This is a genomic window from Streptomyces sp. NBC_00425 (assembly GCF_036030735.1).
GTDB lineage: Bacteria > Actinomycetota > Actinomycetes > Streptomycetales > Streptomycetaceae > Streptomyces.
This window is the reverse complement of record NZ_CP107928.1, coordinates 4,942,759-4,960,458: the sequence shown is the minus strand read 5'-3', so window position 1 is coordinate 4,960,458 and position 17,700 is coordinate 4,942,759. Positions and strand designations below refer to the sequence as shown.

At 69.1% G+C, this 17,700-nt stretch carries 16 protein-coding genes and 1 tRNA gene; 11 read left to right on the top strand and 6 right to left on the bottom strand.

Annotated features, from left to right (window positions below; translation table 11 throughout):
• Positions 1–4: 4 nt before the first annotated feature.
• Genes yidC through rpmH form a run of 4 tightly spaced genes read right to left on the bottom strand, consistent with a single transcriptional unit; the run spans position 5 to position 2,166 of the window.
• Entirely contained in the window at positions 5–1,282 is a 1,278-nt protein-coding gene (yidC, locus tag OHS82_RS21335; RefSeq protein ID WP_057576631.1) for a membrane protein insertase YidC, read from the bottom strand.
• Positions 1,283–1,285: 3 nt separating this feature from the next.
• On the bottom strand, positions 1,286–1,639 hold the full coding sequence (gene yidD / locus OHS82_RS21330) for a membrane protein insertion efficiency factor YidD (RefSeq protein WP_057576633.1): 354 nt from the start codon (positions 1,637–1,639) through the stop codon (positions 1,286–1,288).
• A complete protein-coding gene (rnpA, locus tag OHS82_RS21325; RefSeq protein ID WP_079041073.1) occupies positions 1,636–2,007 on the bottom strand; it encodes a ribonuclease P protein component in 372 nt (123 codons plus the stop codon). The genes yidD and rnpA overlap by 4 nt, the downstream gene beginning before the upstream one ends.
• Before the next feature lie 21 nt (positions 2,008–2,028).
• A complete protein-coding gene (gene rpmH, locus OHS82_RS21320; RefSeq protein WP_018846094.1) occupies positions 2,029–2,166 on the bottom strand; it encodes a 50S ribosomal protein L34 in 138 nt (45 codons plus the stop codon).
• 376 nt (positions 2,167–2,542) lie between these two features.
• Between rpmH and dnaA the strand changes: the two genes are divergently transcribed.
• The 9 genes from dnaA to OHS82_RS21275 all read left to right on the top strand — a co-directional run bounded on the left by dnaA (position 2,543) and on the right by OHS82_RS21275 (position 15,775).
• Positions 2,543–4,546, top strand: coding sequence for a chromosomal replication initiator protein DnaA (dnaA, locus tag OHS82_RS21315; RefSeq protein ID WP_079041074.1), 2,004 nt, complete (start codon positions 2,543–2,545; stop codon positions 4,544–4,546).
• A gap of 1,136 nt (positions 4,547–5,682) precedes the next feature.
• Entirely contained in the window at positions 5,683–6,813 is a 1,131-nt protein-coding gene (gene dnaN, locus OHS82_RS21310; RefSeq protein ID WP_057576638.1) for a DNA polymerase III subunit beta, read from the top strand.
• Between the two features lie 204 nt (positions 6,814–7,017).
• Positions 7,018–7,893, top strand: a complete 876-nt coding sequence (gene gnd / locus OHS82_RS21305; protein ID WP_328434302.1) for a phosphogluconate dehydrogenase (NAD(+)-dependent, decarboxylating) — start codon at positions 7,018–7,020, stop codon at positions 7,891–7,893.
• 52 nt (positions 7,894–7,945) lie between these two features.
• Positions 7,946–9,067: a DNA replication/repair protein RecF gene (recF, locus tag OHS82_RS21300; RefSeq protein ID WP_057576717.1), complete on the top strand. Its 1,122-nt coding sequence runs from the start codon at positions 7,946–7,948 to the stop codon at positions 9,065–9,067.
• Positions 9,064–9,603, top strand: coding sequence for a DUF721 domain-containing protein (locus tag OHS82_RS21295; RefSeq protein ID WP_057576640.1), 540 nt, complete (start codon positions 9,064–9,066; stop codon positions 9,601–9,603). The genes recF and OHS82_RS21295 overlap by 4 nt, the downstream gene beginning before the upstream one ends.
• 410 nt (positions 9,604–10,013) lie before the next feature.
• Entirely contained in the window at positions 10,014–12,074 is a 2,061-nt protein-coding gene (gene gyrB, locus OHS82_RS21290; RefSeq protein ID WP_199863710.1) for a DNA topoisomerase (ATP-hydrolyzing) subunit B, read from the top strand.
• A 42-nt stretch (positions 12,075–12,116) separates the two neighbouring features.
• Positions 12,117–14,711, top strand: a complete 2,595-nt coding sequence (gene gyrA / locus OHS82_RS21285; RefSeq protein WP_057576644.1) for a DNA gyrase subunit A — start codon at positions 12,117–12,119, stop codon at positions 14,709–14,711.
• A gap of 18 nt (positions 14,712–14,729) precedes the next feature.
• Positions 14,730–15,575, top strand: coding sequence for a DUF3566 domain-containing protein (locus OHS82_RS21280; protein ID WP_057576646.1), 846 nt, complete (start codon positions 14,730–14,732; stop codon positions 15,573–15,575).
• A 123-nt stretch (positions 15,576–15,698) separates the two neighbouring features.
• Positions 15,699–15,775 (top strand) — tRNA-Ile (locus OHS82_RS21275).
• A 60-nt stretch (positions 15,776–15,835) separates the two neighbouring features.
• Here OHS82_RS21275 and OHS82_RS21270 read toward each other — a convergent pair.
• On the bottom strand, positions 15,836–15,976 hold the full coding sequence (locus OHS82_RS21270; RefSeq protein ID WP_157876306.1) for a hypothetical protein: 141 nt from the start codon (positions 15,974–15,976) through the stop codon (positions 15,836–15,838).
• Positions 15,977–16,056: 80 nt separating this feature from the next.
• Between OHS82_RS21270 and OHS82_RS21265 the strand changes: the two genes are divergently transcribed.
• Positions 16,057–16,530 (top strand): ArsI/CadI family heavy metal resistance metalloenzyme, encoded by a 474-nt coding sequence (locus OHS82_RS21265; protein WP_328434301.1) that lies wholly within the window; start codon positions 16,057–16,059, stop codon positions 16,528–16,530.
• A 242-nt stretch (positions 16,531–16,772) separates the two neighbouring features.
• On the opposite strand, the gene OHS82_RS21260 is transcribed toward OHS82_RS21265, so the two are convergent.
• Positions 16,773–17,138, bottom strand: a complete 366-nt coding sequence (locus tag OHS82_RS21260; protein ID WP_057576650.1) for a DUF6344 domain-containing protein — start codon at positions 17,136–17,138, stop codon at positions 16,773–16,775.
• Positions 17,139–17,487: 349 nt separating this feature from the next.
• Between OHS82_RS21260 and OHS82_RS21255 the strand changes: the two genes are divergently transcribed.
• Positions 17,488–17,616, top strand: coding sequence for a DLW-39 family protein (locus OHS82_RS21255; protein ID WP_003999697.1), 129 nt, complete (start codon positions 17,488–17,490; stop codon positions 17,614–17,616).
• The last annotated feature ends 84 nt before the right edge of the window (positions 17,617–17,700 follow it).

Below are 17,700 nucleotides of genomic sequence, written 5' to 3'. Positions count from 1 at the left end.
CCTTCTACTTCTTGGACGGGGACTTGGGGCGCTGCGGGCCGCCCTTGCGCTGCCCGGACTGTGCCTTGCTGCGGCCGGCGCTGCCGGGCTTGGGCGTGGCCTGCTTGGCGTCGCCGGCGGCCTGGGAGGGCTTGGTGTCCTCCGGCTCGTCGGACTTGGTCAGCGAGGTGGTCTCACCGGCCGCCTTGGGGGCCGTGGACTGACGCTGGGACTTCGACTGCCGCTTGGGCTGTTGGCGCTTGGCGACCGCGCTCGTCTGCGCGCTGTCCTCGGCCTGCGCGGCGGCCTGGGCCTCGCTCTTGACCACGGCGCCGTCGGCCTGGGCGGCGAAGCCCACCTTGGTCAGAGCGTTGATGAACTTGCGCTCGGCGTCGTTGCGGTCCCGGCCCTTGGCCACGATGGCCTTGACGATGGCCTTCTCGCTGCGGCTGCGGGTCTTGCCGTGCTGCGTGACGTGCTTGTACAGGCGCTCCAGGTACGCGGCCTGAGCCTTGGAACCCGGCGTCGGGTTGTTGCGGATCACGTACATCTGCTGGCCCATGGTCCACACGTTGGTGGTCAGCCAGTAGACGAGGACACCGACGGGGAAGTTGATGCCGAAGACGGCGAACATGACCGGGAAGACGTACATCAGCATCTTCTGCTGCTGCATGAACGGCGTCTTCACCGAGGTGTCGACGTTCTTCGTCATCAGCTGGCGCTGCGTGAAGAACTGCGAGGCCGACATCAGGACGATCATGATCGCGGTGACCACGCGGACGTCCGTCAGCGAGGCGCCGAGCGCCTCCACCTTCGCCGAGCCGTCGGTGAACTTCGCCGCCAGCGGAGCGCCGAAGATGTGCGCCTTACGGGCGCTCTCCAGCAGCTGCTCGTTGATGACGCCGATCTTGTCGCCCGTCGCGATGCCGTTGAGCACGTGGTACAGGGCGAAGAAGAACGGGGACTGCGCCAGGATGGGAAGGCACGAGGAGAGCGGGTTGGTGCCCGTCTCCTTGTACAGCTTCATCATCTCTTCGGACTGACGAGCCTTGTCGTTCTTGTAGCGCTCCTGGATCTTCTTCATCTCGGGCTGGAGCGTCTGCATGGCCCGCGTCGACTTGATCTGCTTCACAAAGAGCGGGATCAGGCAGATACGGATCAGGATCACCAGAGACACGATCGACAGGCCCCAGGCCCACCCGGTGTCAGGGCCGAAAATCGACCCGTACACCTTGTGGAACTGGACGATGACCCAGGAGACAGGTGTCGTGATGAAGCTGAAGAGGCTGGCAATCGTGTCCACTAATCATGCTCCTTGGGCATGGGACGGTGTCTCTGCGGCCGGGCTCGAGGCAGTCGGGCCTTGTGTGGCCGTTTCGGCGGCGGAGGTCCCGCCCCTGCGTGCACGCCAGGCGTCACGCAACATTTCGTGCCACCGCGGGCGCTTGCGCGGCGGAACATGGTCCACGCCGCCGAGCGACCACGGGTTGCACCGCAGGATGCGCCAGGCGGTGAGAGCCGTTCCCTTGATCGCACCGTGTCGGTCGATGGCCGTGTAGCCGTAGTGGGAGCACGACGGGTAGTACTTGCACACCGGCCCGAGCAGCGGACTGATCGTCCACTGGTAGAGCTTGATCAGAGCCAGCAGCGGGTACTTCATCGCGCGCCCCCTCCCAGTAGCCGTACGAGGGCGGCATCCAGGTCTTGGGCCAGCTGTGCGTGATCGGCGTCGCCCGCCCCGGGCAACGCCCGTACGACTACCAGGCTACCGGGGGGAAACCGGGTGACTCTCTCGCGCATCAGGTGACGCAGTCTGCGCTTGACCTTGTTGCGCACGACCGCGCCGCCCACAGCCTTGCTCACGACGAAACCCGCACGCGTCGGGGGAGCGCTCTCCCCAGGCGCGTGCGGGTCCGTGGCACCGCTTCGAAAATGGACCACGAGGGTCGGGCGGCCGGCCCGACGACCTCGTCGTACCGCGGTCGCGAAGTCCTCGCGCCGCCTCAGCCGATGCTCGGTAGGCAGCACGACGTCATGACCTGATCAGGCTCAGGCGGACAGGTTGGCGCGACCCTTGCTGCGGCGGTTCGCGAGAATCGCGCGACCGGCACGGGTGCGCATCCGCAGGCGGAAGCCGTGGGTCTTGGCACGACGACGGTTGTTCGGCTGGAAGGTGCGCTTGCTCACTCGGGGGCTCCAGAAATCAATCGGTGGTGGCGGGGTGCCGTCCTGGCTGTCACCGTGCGCCCACGAGGTAGCTCGCGGTCAACGCCCGAGTGCACCGCTTCCCGATCACCTGACGCGATCTGTGCCCATCGGAGGCAGGCGGCAGCAGCCATCGACAACTCGACCTGGTTACGGTACGCGCGGCTACGCCATCCGGTCAAACCGGCGGTCACAGGGAGACACTGTCCACAGCCTGGGGACAACAACTTGAACCGTACCCGTCGGCCTGACTACCGTGGCTGAACTCCGATTCGTTCCGTTGTCCCTGCCCCGCCCGATATGAATCCCGACCGTCCCACACTCACACGTTCGTGGGACCCACGAGAGAGCGTGCCCTGTGGCTGACGTGCCTGCCGATCTTGCCGCAGTGTGGCCACGAGTACTGGAGCAGCTCCTCGGGGAGGGACGTGCCCAGGGCGTCGAGGTGAAGGACGAACGCTGGATCCGCCGCTGCCAGCCGCTCGCGCTGGTCGCCGACACCGCCCTGCTGGCCGTGCCGAACGAGTTCGCCAAGACCGTTCTGGAAGGCCGCCTCGCGCCGATCGTCAGTGAGACGCTGAGCCGCGAGTGCGGCCGCCCGATCCGTATCGCGATCACCGTCGACGACTCGGTCGGCGAGCCCGCGTCCCCGCCGGCGCCGCCCGCACAGCAGCACGCGCGCTACGACGAGCCGGAGCTTCCCGCCGGGCCCTACGACGGCCAGGACGGCCGGTACGAGTCCGGGAACCAGTCCGCGTACGAGGGCCGTTACGAGGGCTACGGCCGGCACCGCGCCGACCAGCTGCCCTCGGGGCCCGGCGACCAGCTGCCCGGCACGCGCCCCGACCAGCAGTCCGGTTCCCGCCCGGACCAGCTGCCCACCGCGCGCCCCGCCTACCCGTCGGAGTACCAGCGCCCCGAGCCGGGCGCCTGGCCGCGGCCGCAGCAGGACGAGTACGGCTGGCAGCAGCAGCGTCTCGGCTTCCCGGAGCGCGACCCCTACGCGTCGCCCTCGTCCCACGACTCCTACGGCGGGCCCCCGGCCCAGGACCCGTACGGCTCGCCCTCGCAGGACTCCTACGGCCCGCCGTCCCAGGACTACCGTCCCCAGCCTGTGGACCGTCCGCCGTACGACCGCAAGCGCGCGGAGTACGAGCCGTCGCGCTCCGACTACGACCAGCGCGACCCCGGCCGGCGCGAGCTGTCCGAACCCTCTGCCGGTCCCGGGCACCCGCACCGCGGCGGCCCGGCCGGCCCCGGCCAGGGCGGCGCGGGCGGGTCCACGGGCTCGTCCTCGCACTCGCCGGCGACAGCCGGTCCCGGCGAGCCGACCGCGCGGCTGAACCCGAAGTACCTCTTCGACACGTTCGTCATCGGCGCCTCCAACCGGTTCGCGCACGCGGCCGCCGTCGCTGTCGCCGAAGCGCCCGCCAAGGCCTACAACCCCTTGTTCATCTACGGGGAGTCGGGCCTCGGCAAGACGCACCTGCTGCACGCCATCGGGCACTACGCGCGGAGCCTCTATCCCGGCACGCGCGTGCGGTACGTGAGCTCGGAGGAGTTCACCAACGAGTTCATCAACTCCATCCGCGACGGCAAGGGCGACAGCTTCCGCAAGCGGTACCGCGAGATGGACATCCTGCTCGTCGACGACATCCAGTTCCTCGCGGACAAGGAGTCGACGCAGGAGGAGTTCTTCCACACGTTCAACACCCTCCACAACGCCAACAAGCAGATCGTGCTCTCCAGCGACCGGCCGCCCCGGCAGCTGGTGACCCTCGAGGACCGGCTGCGCAACCGCTTCGAGTGGGGCCTGACCACCGACGTCCAGCCGCCGGAACTGGAGACGCGCATCGCGATCCTGCGCAAGAAGGCGGTGCAGGAGCAGTTGAACGCCCCGCCGGAGGTGCTGGAGTTCATCGCCTCGCGGATCTCCCGCAACATCCGCGAGCTGGAGGGCGCGCTGATCCGGGTGACGGCGTTCGCGTCGCTCAACCGGCAGCCGGTGGACCTGGGCCTGACGGAGATCGTCCTCAAGGACCTGATCCCCGGCGGCGAGGACTCCGCCCCCGAGATCACCTCGACGGCCATCATGGGCGCGACGGCCGACTACTTCGGCCTCACCATCGAGGACCTCTGCGGCACCTCGCGCGGGCGCGCGCTGGTCACGGCGCGGCAGATCGCCATGTACCTGTGCCGTGAACTGACGGACCTGTCGCTGCCGAAGATCGGCGCGCTGTTCGGCGGCCGTGACCACACGACCGTGATGCACGCGGACCGCAAGATCCGCAATCTGATGGCCGAGCGGCGTTCCATCTACAACCAGGTCACCGAGCTGACGAACCGCATCAAGAACGGCTGACACGGGGCAGAGCACCATCGCGTGCCGCGCCGGGAGAGCGGCGTGGCCCGCTCGACGAGAAGCGCCCCTGGAGAAGCCTCCGGGGGCGCTTCTCGTCGTTCCGCGGGCCGCCCGGGAACCGCCGGGCGTCCCTCCGGGGCCCGCTCCGCGACTGCCCGCCGTCCCTCTTAGGCCCGCCCCGCCACCGTCCGCCGCCCCTTCGCCGCCCCTTCGCCGCCCCTTCGCCGCCCCTTCGCCGCCCCTTCGCGGCCCCCATGACGACCGTCCGCGCCCCTTCGCGGGTCGATCGGGGGCCGTCCGCGGTCCCTCACGGCACATCCGCCCGTCGTACGCCGGCCGTACAGCGCTCACCTGCTGTTCGAATAAGGGCCCGGGTTACGGCCTCTCTCCACAGATTCGGCGACTTTCTCCCGTCCACACCCTGGGGACCGGGAAGTTGTTCAGACTGTGTCCACAGGCGAACGGGGTGCGGGAGGATCTCACCAGGTCACCTGGTTGTGGATTCGTGGACGAAGGATGTCCACAGGCTGTGGATAAAAAAATGATCCACAGCCTGTGCACGGAGTTGTCCACCGACTGCCCACAGGCTGCGGCCGGTTGTCCCCAGCGATCTTCGGCTTCTCCACATGTCTGTCCACTGTTCGGCAACCCGCCGCGCGTTCTCACCGGGTCGAGTGAAAGGCGTCACACGAAGGTGCCGAGGCACCCTGTGGGAAACGGCGCCGAACCTGGGGACGGACCTGGGGAGAACTCGCCCCGTCCTGTGCACGGCGTGTGCAGAACTTTCTGTTCTCCACAGAAGACCCCGGTTGTCCACCGGCTCCGCCCACAGGGTCGGTGGACAAAATATCGCCTCTGAGCTGCGGAAACGCGGTTATCCACTGTATCCACAGCCCCTACTACTACTCCCGACTAGAGAGAGCGAGAAATCCGTTTAGAAGGGGGTCCTGTGCACAACTCGCTCTTCGGTGCCCGTCTGCCCCTCGTCACGACTTGACCCCGAGGGGCACCTACTGTCAGTGCGGTGCGTCAGACTGGTCCCGGTGGTCCTGCCCCGCACCGGGGCCGACCACACCGAGACAGCGACGAAAGCCAGGCAGGGCGAGAAGCGCCGGCAACAGCAGGAGGCGGCAAGAGTGAAGATCCGGGTGGAACGCGACGTACTCGCGGAGGCCGTGGCCTGGGCGGCGCGCAGCCTCCCGGCCCGCCCGCCGGCGCCGGTCCTCGCCGGCCTGCTGCTGAAGGCGGAGGACGGGCAGCTGAGCCTGTCCAGCTTCGACTACGAGGTCTCCGCCCGGGTCTCGGTGGACGCCGAGACCGAGGAGGAGGGCACGGTCCTCGTCTCCGGCCGGCTCCTCGCCGACATCTGCCGTGCCCTGCCCAACCGCCCGGTGGAGATCTCCACAGACGGTGTACGGGCGACGGTGGTCTGCGGTTCCTCGCGGTTCACCCTGCACACGCTGCCGGTGGAGGAGTACCCGTCGCTGCCGCAGATGCCGAACGCGACGGGCACGGTCCCCGGCGAGGTCTTCGCCTCCGCGGCCGCCCAGGTCGCCATCGCCGCCGGGCGCGACGACACGCTGCCGGTGCTGACCGGCGTGCGCATCGAGATCGAGGGCGACACCGTCACGCTGGCCTCCACCGACCGCTACCGCTTCGCCGTCCGCGAGTTCCTGTGGAAGCCGGAGAACCCCGAGGCGTCCGCGGTCGCCCTGGTGCCCGCCAAGACGCTCCTGGACACCGCCAAGGCCCTCACGAGCGGCGACAGCGTCACCCTGGCACTGTCGGGCGGCGGTTCGGGCGAGGGTCTGATCGGTTTCGAGGGCGCGGGCCGGCGCACCACGACGCGCCTGCTGGAGGGCGACCTCCCGAAGTACCGCACGCTGTTCCCGACCGAGTTCAACTCCGTCGCCGTGATCGAGACCGCCCCCTTCGTGGAGGCCGTCAAGCGCGTGGCGCTGGTCGCGGAGCGCAACACCCCGGTGCGACTCAGCTTCGAGCAGGGCGTGCTCATCCTGGAGGCCGGTTCCAGCGACGACGCACAGGCTGTGGAGCGGGTCGACGCCCAGCTCGAGGGCGACGACATCTCGATCGCCTTCAACCCGACCTTCCTGCTGGACGGCCTGAGCGCCATCGACTCGCCGGTCGCCCAGCTGTCGTTCACGACGTCCACCAAGCCCGCGCTGCTCAGCGGCAAGCCCGCGCTGGACGCGGAGGCGGACGACGCCTACAAGTACCTGATCATGCCGGTGCGGCTGAGCGGCTGAGCGGTCGGCGGCCCGGTCGCCCTAGGTCGTCCACAGGCTGTGGCCGAACGGTCCACGGACTGTGGACGAAGCCGCAGGTGAGCGGCGAGATGGGTGGTACGTCTGAGCGCGTATGCCCACAGGTGTGCGTGAGGGTCCGGGTCTAGGCTCGGACCCGGGGCACGAGGTGTCCCACACGTCACACAGCGACCTAAGGAACAACTGATGGAGCTCGGTCTCGTCGGCCTCGGCAAGATGGGCGGCAACATGCGCGAGCGGATCCGCCGCGCCGGCCACACCGTCGTCGGATTCGACCGCAACCCGGACCTCGCCGACGTCCACAGCCTCGAAGAGCTGGTGGGCAGGCTCACGGGTCCCCGGGTGGTCTGGGTGATGGTTCCGGCGGGCGCCGCCACCCAGTCGACCGTCGACGAGCTCGCCGAGCTGCTGGAGCCCGGCGACGTCGTGGTGGACGGCGGCAACTCCCGCTGGACGGACGACGAGAAGCACGCCGAGGAGCTCGCCGCCAAGGGCATCGGGTTCGTCGACTGCGGTGTCTCCGGCGGCGTCTGGGGCCTGGAGAACGGCTACGCGCTGATGTACGGCGGCGAGGCGGAGCACGTCGCCAAGGTCCAGCCGGTCTTCGACGCGCTCAAGCCCGAGGGCGACTTCGGCGCGGTGCACGCGGGCAAGGTCGGCGCCGGCCACTTCGCCAAGATGGTCCACAACGGCATCGAGTACGCCATGATGCAGGCCTACGCCGAGGGCTGGGAGCTGCTGGAGAAGGTCGACTCGGTCACGGACGTGCGCGAGGTCTTCCGGTCCTGGCAGGAGGGCACGGTCATCCGCTCCTGGCTGCTGGACCTGGCCGTCAACGCCCTCGACGAGGACGAGCACCTCGACAAGCTGCGCGGCTTCGCCCAGGACTCCGGCGAGGGCCGGTGGACGGTCGAGGCGGCCATCGACAACGCCGTGCCGCTGCCCGCGATCACGGCCTCCCTGTTCGCGCGGTTCGCCTCCCGGCAGGACGACTCGCCGCAGATGAAGATGATCGCCGCGCTGCGCAACCAGTTCGGCGGCCACGCCGTCGAGAAGAAGTAATCCACAGGGTCGCCCCGCGATCCACAACCCTGGGGGAGGTCGGGACACGACCATGCACGTCACGCATCTGTCGCTGGCCGACTTCCGCTCGTACGCCCGGGTCGAAGTTCCGCTCGACCCGGGCGTCACCGCCTTCGTGGGCCCCAACGGGCAGGGCAAGACGAACCTCGTCGAGGCCGTCGGCTACCTCGCCACCCTCGGCAGCCACCGGGTCTCCTCCGACGCGCCGCTGGTCCGCATGGGCGCCGACCGCGCCATCGTCCGGGCGCAGGTCAGACAGGGCGAACGGCAGCAGCTGATCGAGCTGGAGCTGAACCCGGGCAAGGCCAACCGGGCCCGTATCAACAGGTCGTCGCAGGTCAGACCCCGTGACGTGCTGGGGATCGTACGGACCGTGCTGTTCGCGCCGGAGGATCTCGCGCTGGTCAAGGGCGACCCCGGCGAGCGGCGCCGCTTCCTCGACGAGCTGATCACCGCGCGCTCCCCGCGGATGGCCGGGGTGCGCTCGGACTACGACCGGGTGCTCAAGCAGCGCAACACGCTGTTGAAGTCGGCCGCGCTCGCGCGCCGGCACGGCGGCCGTTCCATGGACCTGTCGACACTCGACGTGTGGGACCAGCATCTCGCGCGCGTGGGCGCCGAGCTGCTCGCCCGGCGACTCGACCTGGTCGCCGCCCTCCAGCCGCTCGCCGACAAGGCGTACGAGCAGCTGGCGCCCGGCGGCGGGCCCGTGTCCCTGGAGTACAAGCCGTCGGCGCCGGGTGAGGCGCACACGCGTGACGACCTCTACGAACAGCTGACGGCAGCCCTCGCGGAGGCCCGCAAGCAGGAGATCGAGCGGGGCGTCACCCTCGTCGGGCCGCACCGGGACGATCTTCTGCTCAAGCTCGGACAGCTGCCGGCCAAGGGGTACGCCTCGCACGGCGAGTCCTGGTCGTACGCGCTGGCGCTGCGGCTGGCCTCGTACGACCTGCTGCGGGCGGAGGGCAACGAGCCGGTCCTCGTCCTGGACGACGTCTTCGCCGAGCTGGACGCCCGCCGGCGGGAGCGGTTGGCGGAGCTGGTCGCGCCCGGCGAGCAGGTGCTGGTGACGGCCGCGGTCGACGACGACGTGCCCCAGGTGCTCGCGGGGGCGCGGTACACGGTGTCCGAGGGGACGGTGGAGCGCGTATGAGCGCCGCCGACGAGCCCGCCCCGAAGCGGGCGCCCGAGCCGTCCGGCGTCGACCTCGCGCGTGTGGCGCTCAGGGCGGCGCGGGAACAGGCACGCGCGCGCGGGGACGCGGCGCAGCAGAAGAAGCAGGTCCGGCGCGGGGCCGGGCTGCGCTCCGGGGCGCGCGCGGACGGCCGCGACCCGATGGCGCTGGGCGCCGCGATCAACCGGCTGCTCAACGAGCGCGGCTGGGAGGCGCCGGCCGCGGTGGGCGGCGTGATGGGCCGCTGGCCGCAGATCGTCGGCGAGGACGTGGCGAAGCACTGTGTGCCCGAGAGGTACGACGACGAGGAGCGGACGCTGATCGTGCGCTGTGACTCGACGGCCTGGGCGACGAACCTGCGGCTGCTCGCCCCGACGCTGGTCGCGCGGCTCAACGAGGATCTGGGGCACGGCGCGGTGCGGTTGATCAAGGTGCTGGGCCCGGGCGGCCCCGTGCGCCGCTACGGGCCCCTGAGGGCCCCCGGAAGCACCGGTCCGGGCGACACCTACGGGTGAGGTGCATCACGTCTTCGCATGGCCGGGCGGTCCCGACGGGACCGCCCGGCCCTCGTTTCGCGCGCCCGCCCGCGGGGGCGCGCGGCGACCTGACTCCCAAGTAGCCAAGGGTTGACACCCGAAAGCGCTGAGTGCCGCTGTGAGCCTCTTGGAGCCCCCTTCCGTATATCGGGACCCGGAAGACGCCGGTTGAGGGCGGCACATGCGGACTCAGGTACCGGCAAACCCCCATCAGTGTCAGTGCTACCGGTAGACTGGAAGCCAATCCCGCCCCGAACGTGGGGACCGCCCGGGAGAAGTCGAGCAACGCTGATCAAGGCTGACCAACGCAACATGCCGCAGCCGCTCCGGCAACCCTCCCCGGAGGGGTCCCCAGAGCCTGGCTAGTGCTGTGCCAGAAAGGGCGCTTCGTGGCCGATTCCGGCAACCCCAACGAGAACATCCCGTCCACCGACGCCGGCGTGAACAGCGAGGCGAGCACCTCGAGCCACGAGGTCACCGCCTCGTACGACGCCAGCGCCATCACCGTCCTCGAGGGTCTGGACGCGGTCCGCAAGCGACCCGGTATGTACATCGGCTCGACCGGCGAGCGCGGTCTGCACCACCTGGTGTACGAGGTCGTCGACAACTCGGTCGACGAGGCCCTGGCCGGCCACGCGGACACCATCGACGTGACGATCCTCGCCGACGGCGGGGTGCGGGTCACCGACAACGGCCGAGGCATCCCGGTGGGCATCGTGGCCTCCGAGGGCAAGCCGGCCCTCGAGGTCGTCCTGACCGTGCTGCACGCGGGCGGCAAGTTCGGCGGCGGCGGCTACGCGGTCTCCGGCGGTCTGCACGGCGTCGGCGTGTCCGTCGTCAACGCCCTGTCCAGCAAGGTCGCCGTCGAGGTCCGCACCGACGGCCACCGCTGGACGCAGGACTACAAGATGGGCGTCCCCACGGCGCCGCTGGCCAAGCACGAGGCCATCGAGGCGACCGGCACGTCGGTCACCTTCTGGGCCGACGCCGACATCTTCGAGACCACCGAGTACTCCTTCGAGACGCTGTCGCGGCGCTTCCAGGAGATGGCGTTCCTCAACAAGGGCCTGACGATCAAGCTCACCGACGAGCGCGAGTCGGCGAAGGCCACCGCCGGGGCGGACGAGGCGGGTGCGGACGAGAAGGACGAGGTCAAGACCGTCACGTACCACTACGAGGGCGGCATCGTCGACTTCGTGAAGTACCTCAACTCCCGCAAGGGCGAGGCGGTACACCCGACGATCATCGACCTGGAGGCGGAGGACAAGGAGAAGAGCCTCTCCCTCGAGGTCGCCATGCAGTGGAACAGCGGTTACAGCGAGGGCGTGTACTCCTTCGCCAACATCATCCACACGCATGAGGGCGGCACCCACGAGGAGGGCTTCCGCTCGGCGCTGACCAACCTGGTCAACAAGTACGCGCGCGACAAGAAGCTGCTGCGCGAGAAGGACGACAACCTCACGGGCGACGACATCCGCGAGGGTCTGACGGCGATCATCTCGGTCAAGCTGAGCGAGCCGCAGTTCGAGGGCCAGACCAAGACCAAGCTGGGCAACACGGAGGCCAAGACCTTCGTCCAGAAGGCGGTCTACGAGCACCTCAACGACTGGCTGGACCGCAACCCGGTCGAGGCGGCGGACATCGTCCGCAAGGGCATCCAGGCGGCCACCGCGCGCGTGGCGGCCCGCAAGGCGCGCGACCTGACGCGCCGCAAGGGCCTGCTGGAGTCGGCGTCCCTGCCGGGCAAGCTGTCCGACTGCCAGTCGAACGACCCCACCAAGTGCGAGATCTTCATCGTCGAGGGCGACTCGGCCGGCGGCTCGGCCAAGTCCGGCCGCAACCCGCAGTACCAGGCGATCCTCCCGATCCGCGGCAAGATCCTCAACGTCGAGAAGGCGCGGATCGACAAGATCCTGCAGAACCAGGAGATCCAGGCGCTGATCTCCGCCTTCGGCACCGGGGTCCACGAGGACTTCGACATCGAGAAGCTCCGCTATCACAAGATCATCCTGATGGCGGACGCCGACGTCGACGGCCAGCACATCAGCACCCTGCTGCTGACCTTCCTGTTCCGCTTCATGCGGCCGCTGGTCGAGGCCGGTCACGTGTACCTCTCCCGTCCGCCCCTCTACAAGATCAAGTGGGGCCGGGACGACATCGAGTACGCGTACTCCGACCGCGAGCGCGACGCACTGATCGAGATGGGCCGTCAGCGCGGCAAGCGGGTGCGCGAGGACTCCATCCAGCGCTTCAAGGGCCTCGGCGAGATGAACGCCGAGGAGCTGCGCATCACGACGATGGACCAGGAGCACCGCGTCCTCGGCCAGGTCACCCTCGACGACGCCGCCCAGGCCGACGACCTGTTCTCGGTCCTCATGGGCGAGGACGTCGAGGCGCGCCGCGCCTTCATCCAGCGCAACGCCAAGGACGTCCGCTTCCTCGACATCTGAGTCGGTCTCAGCTGACCGCGTCAGAAAGGATTCCCCCCAGCAATGACCGACGAGAACACCCCCGTCAGCCCTGAAGAGGGCGGCGACATCGTCATGCGCATCGAGCCCGTCGGGCTCGAGACGGAGATGCAGCGCTCCTACCTCGACTACGCGATGTCCGTGATCGTCTCGCGTGCGCTGCCGGACGTCCGCGACGGCCTCAAGCCCGTCCACCGCCGCGTCCTGTACGCCATGTACGACGGCGGCTACCGGCCCGAGCGCGGCTTCTACAAGTGCGCCCGCGTGGTCGGCGACGTCATGGGCAACTACCACCCGCACGGCGACAGTTCGATCTACGACGCGCTGGTGCGCCTCGCGCAGCCGTGGTCGATGCGCATGCCGCTGGTGGACTCCAACGGCAACTTCGGCTCCCCGGGCAACGACCCGGCGGCGGCCATGCGGTACACCGAGTGCAAGATGGCGCCGCTGTCGATGGAGATGGTCCGCGACATCGACGAGGAGACCGTCGACTTCACGGACAACTACGACGGCCGCTCCCAGGAGCCGACCGTCCTGCCGGCCCGTTTCCCGAACCTGCTGATCAACGGCTCGGCCGGCATCGCGGTCGGCATGGCGACCAACATCCCCTCGCACAACCTGCGCGAGGTCGCCTCCGGCGCCCAGTGGTACCTGGAGAACCCGGAGGCCTCGCACGAGGAGCTCCTGGACGCGCTGATGGAGCGCATCAAGGGTCCCGACTTCCCGACCGGCGCGCTCGTCGTGGGCCGCAAGGGCATCGAGGAGGCCTACCGCACGGGCCGCGGCTCGATCACCATGCGGGCGGTCGTCGAGGTCGAGGAGATCCAGAACCGCCAGTGCCTGGTGGTCACGGAGCTGCCCTACCAGGTCAACCCGGACAATCTCGCGCAGAAGATCGCCGACCTGGTCAAGGACGGCAAGATCGGCGGTATCGCGGACGTCCGCGACGAGACGTCCTCGCGCACGGGCCAGCGCCTGGTCATCGTGCTCAAGCGGGACGCGGTCGCCAAGGTCGTGCTGAACAACCTGTACAAGCACACCGACCTGCAGACGAACTTCGGCGCGAACATGCTGGCGCTCGTCGACGGCGTCCCGCGCACGCTGTCCCTGGACGCGTTCATCCGCCACTGGGTGGCGCACCAGATCGAGGTCGTCGTCCGCCGGACGAAGTTCCGGCTGCGCAAGGCCGAGGAGCGGGCGCACATCCTGCGGGGCCTGCTGAAGGCCCTGGACGCCATCGACGAGGTCATCGCGCTGATCCGGCGCAGCGACACCGTCGACATCGCGCGCACGGGCCTGATGGAGCTCCTGGAGATCGACGAGATCCAGGCCAACGCCATTCTCGAGATGCAGCTGCGCCGGCTGGCCGCCCTGGAGCGTCAGAAGATCATCCAGGAGCACGACGAACTCCAGGCGAAGATCACCGAGTACAACGCGATCCTCGCCTCGCCGGTCCGTCAGCGCGGCATCGTCAGCGCCGAACTCGCCGCGATCGTCGAGAAGTACGGCGACGACCGCAAGACGATGCTGGTGCCCTACGACGGCGACATGTCCATCGAGGACCTGATCGCCGAGGAGGACATCGTCGTCACCGTCACGCGCGGCGGTTACGTCAAGCGCACGAAGACGGACGACTACCGGGCGCAGAAGCGCGGCGGCAAGGGCGTACGGGGAGCGAAGCTCAAGGAAGACGACATCGTCGACCACTTCTTCGTCTCCACCACGCACCACTGGCTGCTGTTCTTCACCAACAAGGGCCGCGTCTACCGGGCGAAGGCGTACGAACTGCCGGACGCCGGGCGGGACGCGCGCGGTCAGCACGTCGCGAACCTGCTGGCCTTCCAGCCAGACGAGGCGATCGCCGAGATCCTCGCGATCCGCACCTACGAGGTGGCGCCCTATCTGATCCTGGCCACCAAGGGCGGCTTGGTGAAGAAGACGCCTCTGAAGGATTACGATTCGCCGCGTTCCGGTGGGGTCATCGCGATCAACCTCCGTGAGACGGAGGACGGTTCCGACGACGAACTGATCGGAGCCGAACTCGTCTCGGCGGACGACGATCTGCTTCTGATCAGCAAGAAGGCACAGTCGATCAGGTTCACGGCCACGGACGAAAGTCTGCGGCCCATGGGCCGTGCCACCTCGGGTGTCAAGGGCATGAGCTTCCGTGAGGGAGACCAGCTCCTCTCGATGAATGTTGTTCGACCCGGTACGTTCGTGTTCACTGCCACAGACGGCGGGTACGCGAAGCGGACCGCCGTCGACGAGTACCGCGTCCAGGGTCGCGGCGGCCTCGGCATCAAGGCCGCCAAGATCGTCGAGGACCGTGGCTCCCTCGTCGGCGCGCTGGTGGTCGAGGAGACCGACGAGATCCTCGCCATCACGCTGGGCGGCGGTGTGATTCGTACGCGAGTCAACGAGATCAGGGAGACGGGCCGTGACACCATGGGCGTTCAACTGATCAACCTGGGCAAGCGCGATGCCGTCGTCGGCATCGCCCGTAACGCCGAGGCGGGGCGCGAGGCGGAAGAGGTCGACGGCGGGATCGCCGTGGACGACACCGCCGAGGCGGCCACGACCGCCGGCACGGACGAGGGTGAGTCGCCCTCGGCCGAGTAGCACGAGGAGAGAGTCATCGTGAGCGGAGCCACGGGCGCCGGTACGTCTGCCGGCACGGGCAAGAACGGCGGCGGCCGTGGCTCCGCCGCGTCGGCGGGGGACGCGCGGACGACCGACGCGCGGGGCGCGGGGGATGCCGAGGGGCGTGCGGCCGACACCCACACCACCCAGCTGAAGGCCATCAAGGCCCCCGCCGCCGACTCGCCCTCGCCCTCCACCGGCCCGCGGCCGCCCAAGGGATCCCCGGGATCCTCCGGCGGGCCGGCCGCCCAGACCTCTCAGGCAGGATCCAAGGGCCCTCAGGGGACTCAGGGGGGAACCGTGACGGACACCCGAGGCGCGCAGAGCAAGCAGGAGGCATCGCCGCTTCCCGGCGAACGGCAGCCGCAGCAGCCCGCGGGGCCCTACCACCCGCCGCAGGCCTATCCCACCCAGGCGCCTCCGGCGGCCGACACGGTGCGCCGGCCGCGGACGGGCGCCCGCACCACGCCCCGCGTGCGCAAGGCGCGGCTGCGCGTGGCGAAGGCCGACCCGTGGTCGGTGATGAAGGTGAGCTTCCTGCTCTCCATCGCGCTGGGCATCTGCACGATCGTCGCGGCGGCCATGCTGTGGATGGTCATGGACGCCATGGGCGTGTTCTCGACGGTCGGCGGCACCATCTCGGAGGCGACCGGCTCGAACGAGTCGAACGGCTTCGACCTCCAGTCGTTCCTGTCGCTCCCCCACGTCCTGATGTTCACGTCGATCATCGCGGTCATCGACGTCGTCCTCGCGACGGCCCTCGCGACGCTCGGCGCGTTCATCTACAACCTCTCCGCGGGCTTCGTCGGCGGCGTCGAGCTGACCCTCGCAGAGGACGAGTGACCTCGCTCGTCAGCACGGTCCCGCAGCCCGGCCGAGGCCCCGTGACTATCGATTTTGGGACTGCCCGCGTCGTGCGCTAATCTTCAGGAGTCAGCGCGCGGGACACACTCCGCAGAGCGCGGCGGGGCTATAGCTCAGTTGGTTAGAGCGCATCCCTGATAAGGATGAGGCCACAGGTTCAAATCCTGTTAGCCCCACCAGCACGAAGACCCCCAACCGATCTGGTTGGGGGTCTTTTGCATGGATGCAGTGCCGGCGGATCAGATGATGGTGCTTCGGCGTTCGATCAGCTTCGCCGGCTCGGCCGCCCGGACGTCGTCCAGGGGTGCGGCCGCCAGTCCGGGACAGCAGCCGGAGGCGCCGTCGACCTGGCAGATCATCAGGCGCTCTTGCTTCGACATGCGTCTATGTTGACGGATCTCGATCCAAGGGGCAAGCTCGATATCGGCAGACATCAATGCAAGCAGTCGGGAGCCCCGTCATGTCCCGTGCTCAGCTCGCCCTGCGCGTCAGCGACCTCGAAGCGTCGATCACCTTCTACGCGAAGCTGTTCGGCACCGGACCGGCCAAGCGGCGCGAGGGCTACGCCAACTTCGCCATCACCGAACCCCCGCTCAAGCTCGTGCTCATCGAGGGCGAGCCCGGCGAGGAGACGCGCCTTGACCACCTCGGCGTCGAGGTCGAGTCCACCGACCAGGTCAACGCGGCCACCACGCGGCTCAAGGACGCCGGCCTGGCCACCTTCGAGGAGAACGACACCTCCTGCTGCTACGCACTCCAGGACAAGGTGTGGGTCCACGGTCCGGGGCGGGAGCCCTGGGAGGTCTACGTGGTCAAGGCGGACGCCGACACGCTCGGCGAGAGCGCCGACCCCGACGGCGCCGGTGACGGCTGCTGCACCGGTCAGGCCACCGCGGAGGGCGCCCCGGCGAGCGCAGGGTGCGCCTGCCGCTGAACCCGCCGTCCAGGGCCGGGCCGTTGCCCGGCACGGTCGGTGCGGCGCGCAGGGACGGCGCGCAGGGATGGCGCGCAGGGGCGGCGCGCAGGGTGGGGAAATCGGTGGAGGGGTGGCCGGGGAAATGGGGTGGGGAAACGGGGCGGGGGCGCGGCGAAGGCCCGGTGGCTCCTGGGGAGCTGCCGGGCCTGCTCGTGCGGGCTGTACGCAAGTTCGCCGTCACGTCGGGGTGTGGCAGGGGCTCAGTTCTGCTGGGGGACAGCCGGTGCGGCGGGGTCCTCGGGGGTGCAGGACGTCGTGTGCTCGGCTGCTTCGGTGTCCGGCTGGCCGTGGTGGCGGCAGCTGGGGGACTTGCCGTGCGCCTCGGCGCGGATGCGCTGTTTCATCGTGGGGGGCAGGGAGCGGGCCTGGGACCAGAGCCAGGTCGACGGCGACGCCGTCGTCCGTGTCGGCTCCTGTGCGGCGCCGGCGCTTTCCGCGCTGCGTGCCGGCCCGGTCAGGGCCGCGGCCGTCGCGGCGGTCGTCGTGATGAGTCCGAGCGCCGTGCACAGCGCGAGGAAGGCGGTGACGATGGCGGTCCACAGCTTCATGACGCGGTTGTCGGTCATGGCCCCTCACTTTCAGGTTGGGCGATTTGCGTACTTTCCTCATGATGTGTATGGAGGCCGCGAAGTGGTGGACCGACGCTCGCGGCGTGGCGTTGTTCCGATGAACACCACCCGGATGGGCGCAAGAGCGGAGAAAGAGGCAGGAAAGGCAGTCGACAGGTATGAGCCGGGGCAAAAGTAACCCCCTGTGGAGATGTGATCACCCTCCGATCGGAGTGGTCCGATCCGCTTCTACTGGGCTGCCGAAGGCGGGAGTTGAGGGGCGGACGCAGGTCACCGATCGGTCTCGGCCGGTGTGTATAGTCGGGCGCCAGAGATCCCCTACGCCAAGGAAAGACGAGGTAGCGCGGTGAAGAAGCTTCTCCTGGTCGCACTGGCCGCCATCGGCGGGCTCCTCGTGTACCGCCAGATCCAGGCGGACCGCGCCGAGCAGGATCTGTGGACGGAGGCGACCGACTCCGTGCCCACGGGTTCCTGAGCACCGATACCGAAGACCGAGCAGACCCCGGCCGCAGCTCGCGGTCGGGGTCTTGTGTTGCGGAACCCCCGGACTGCGGATACG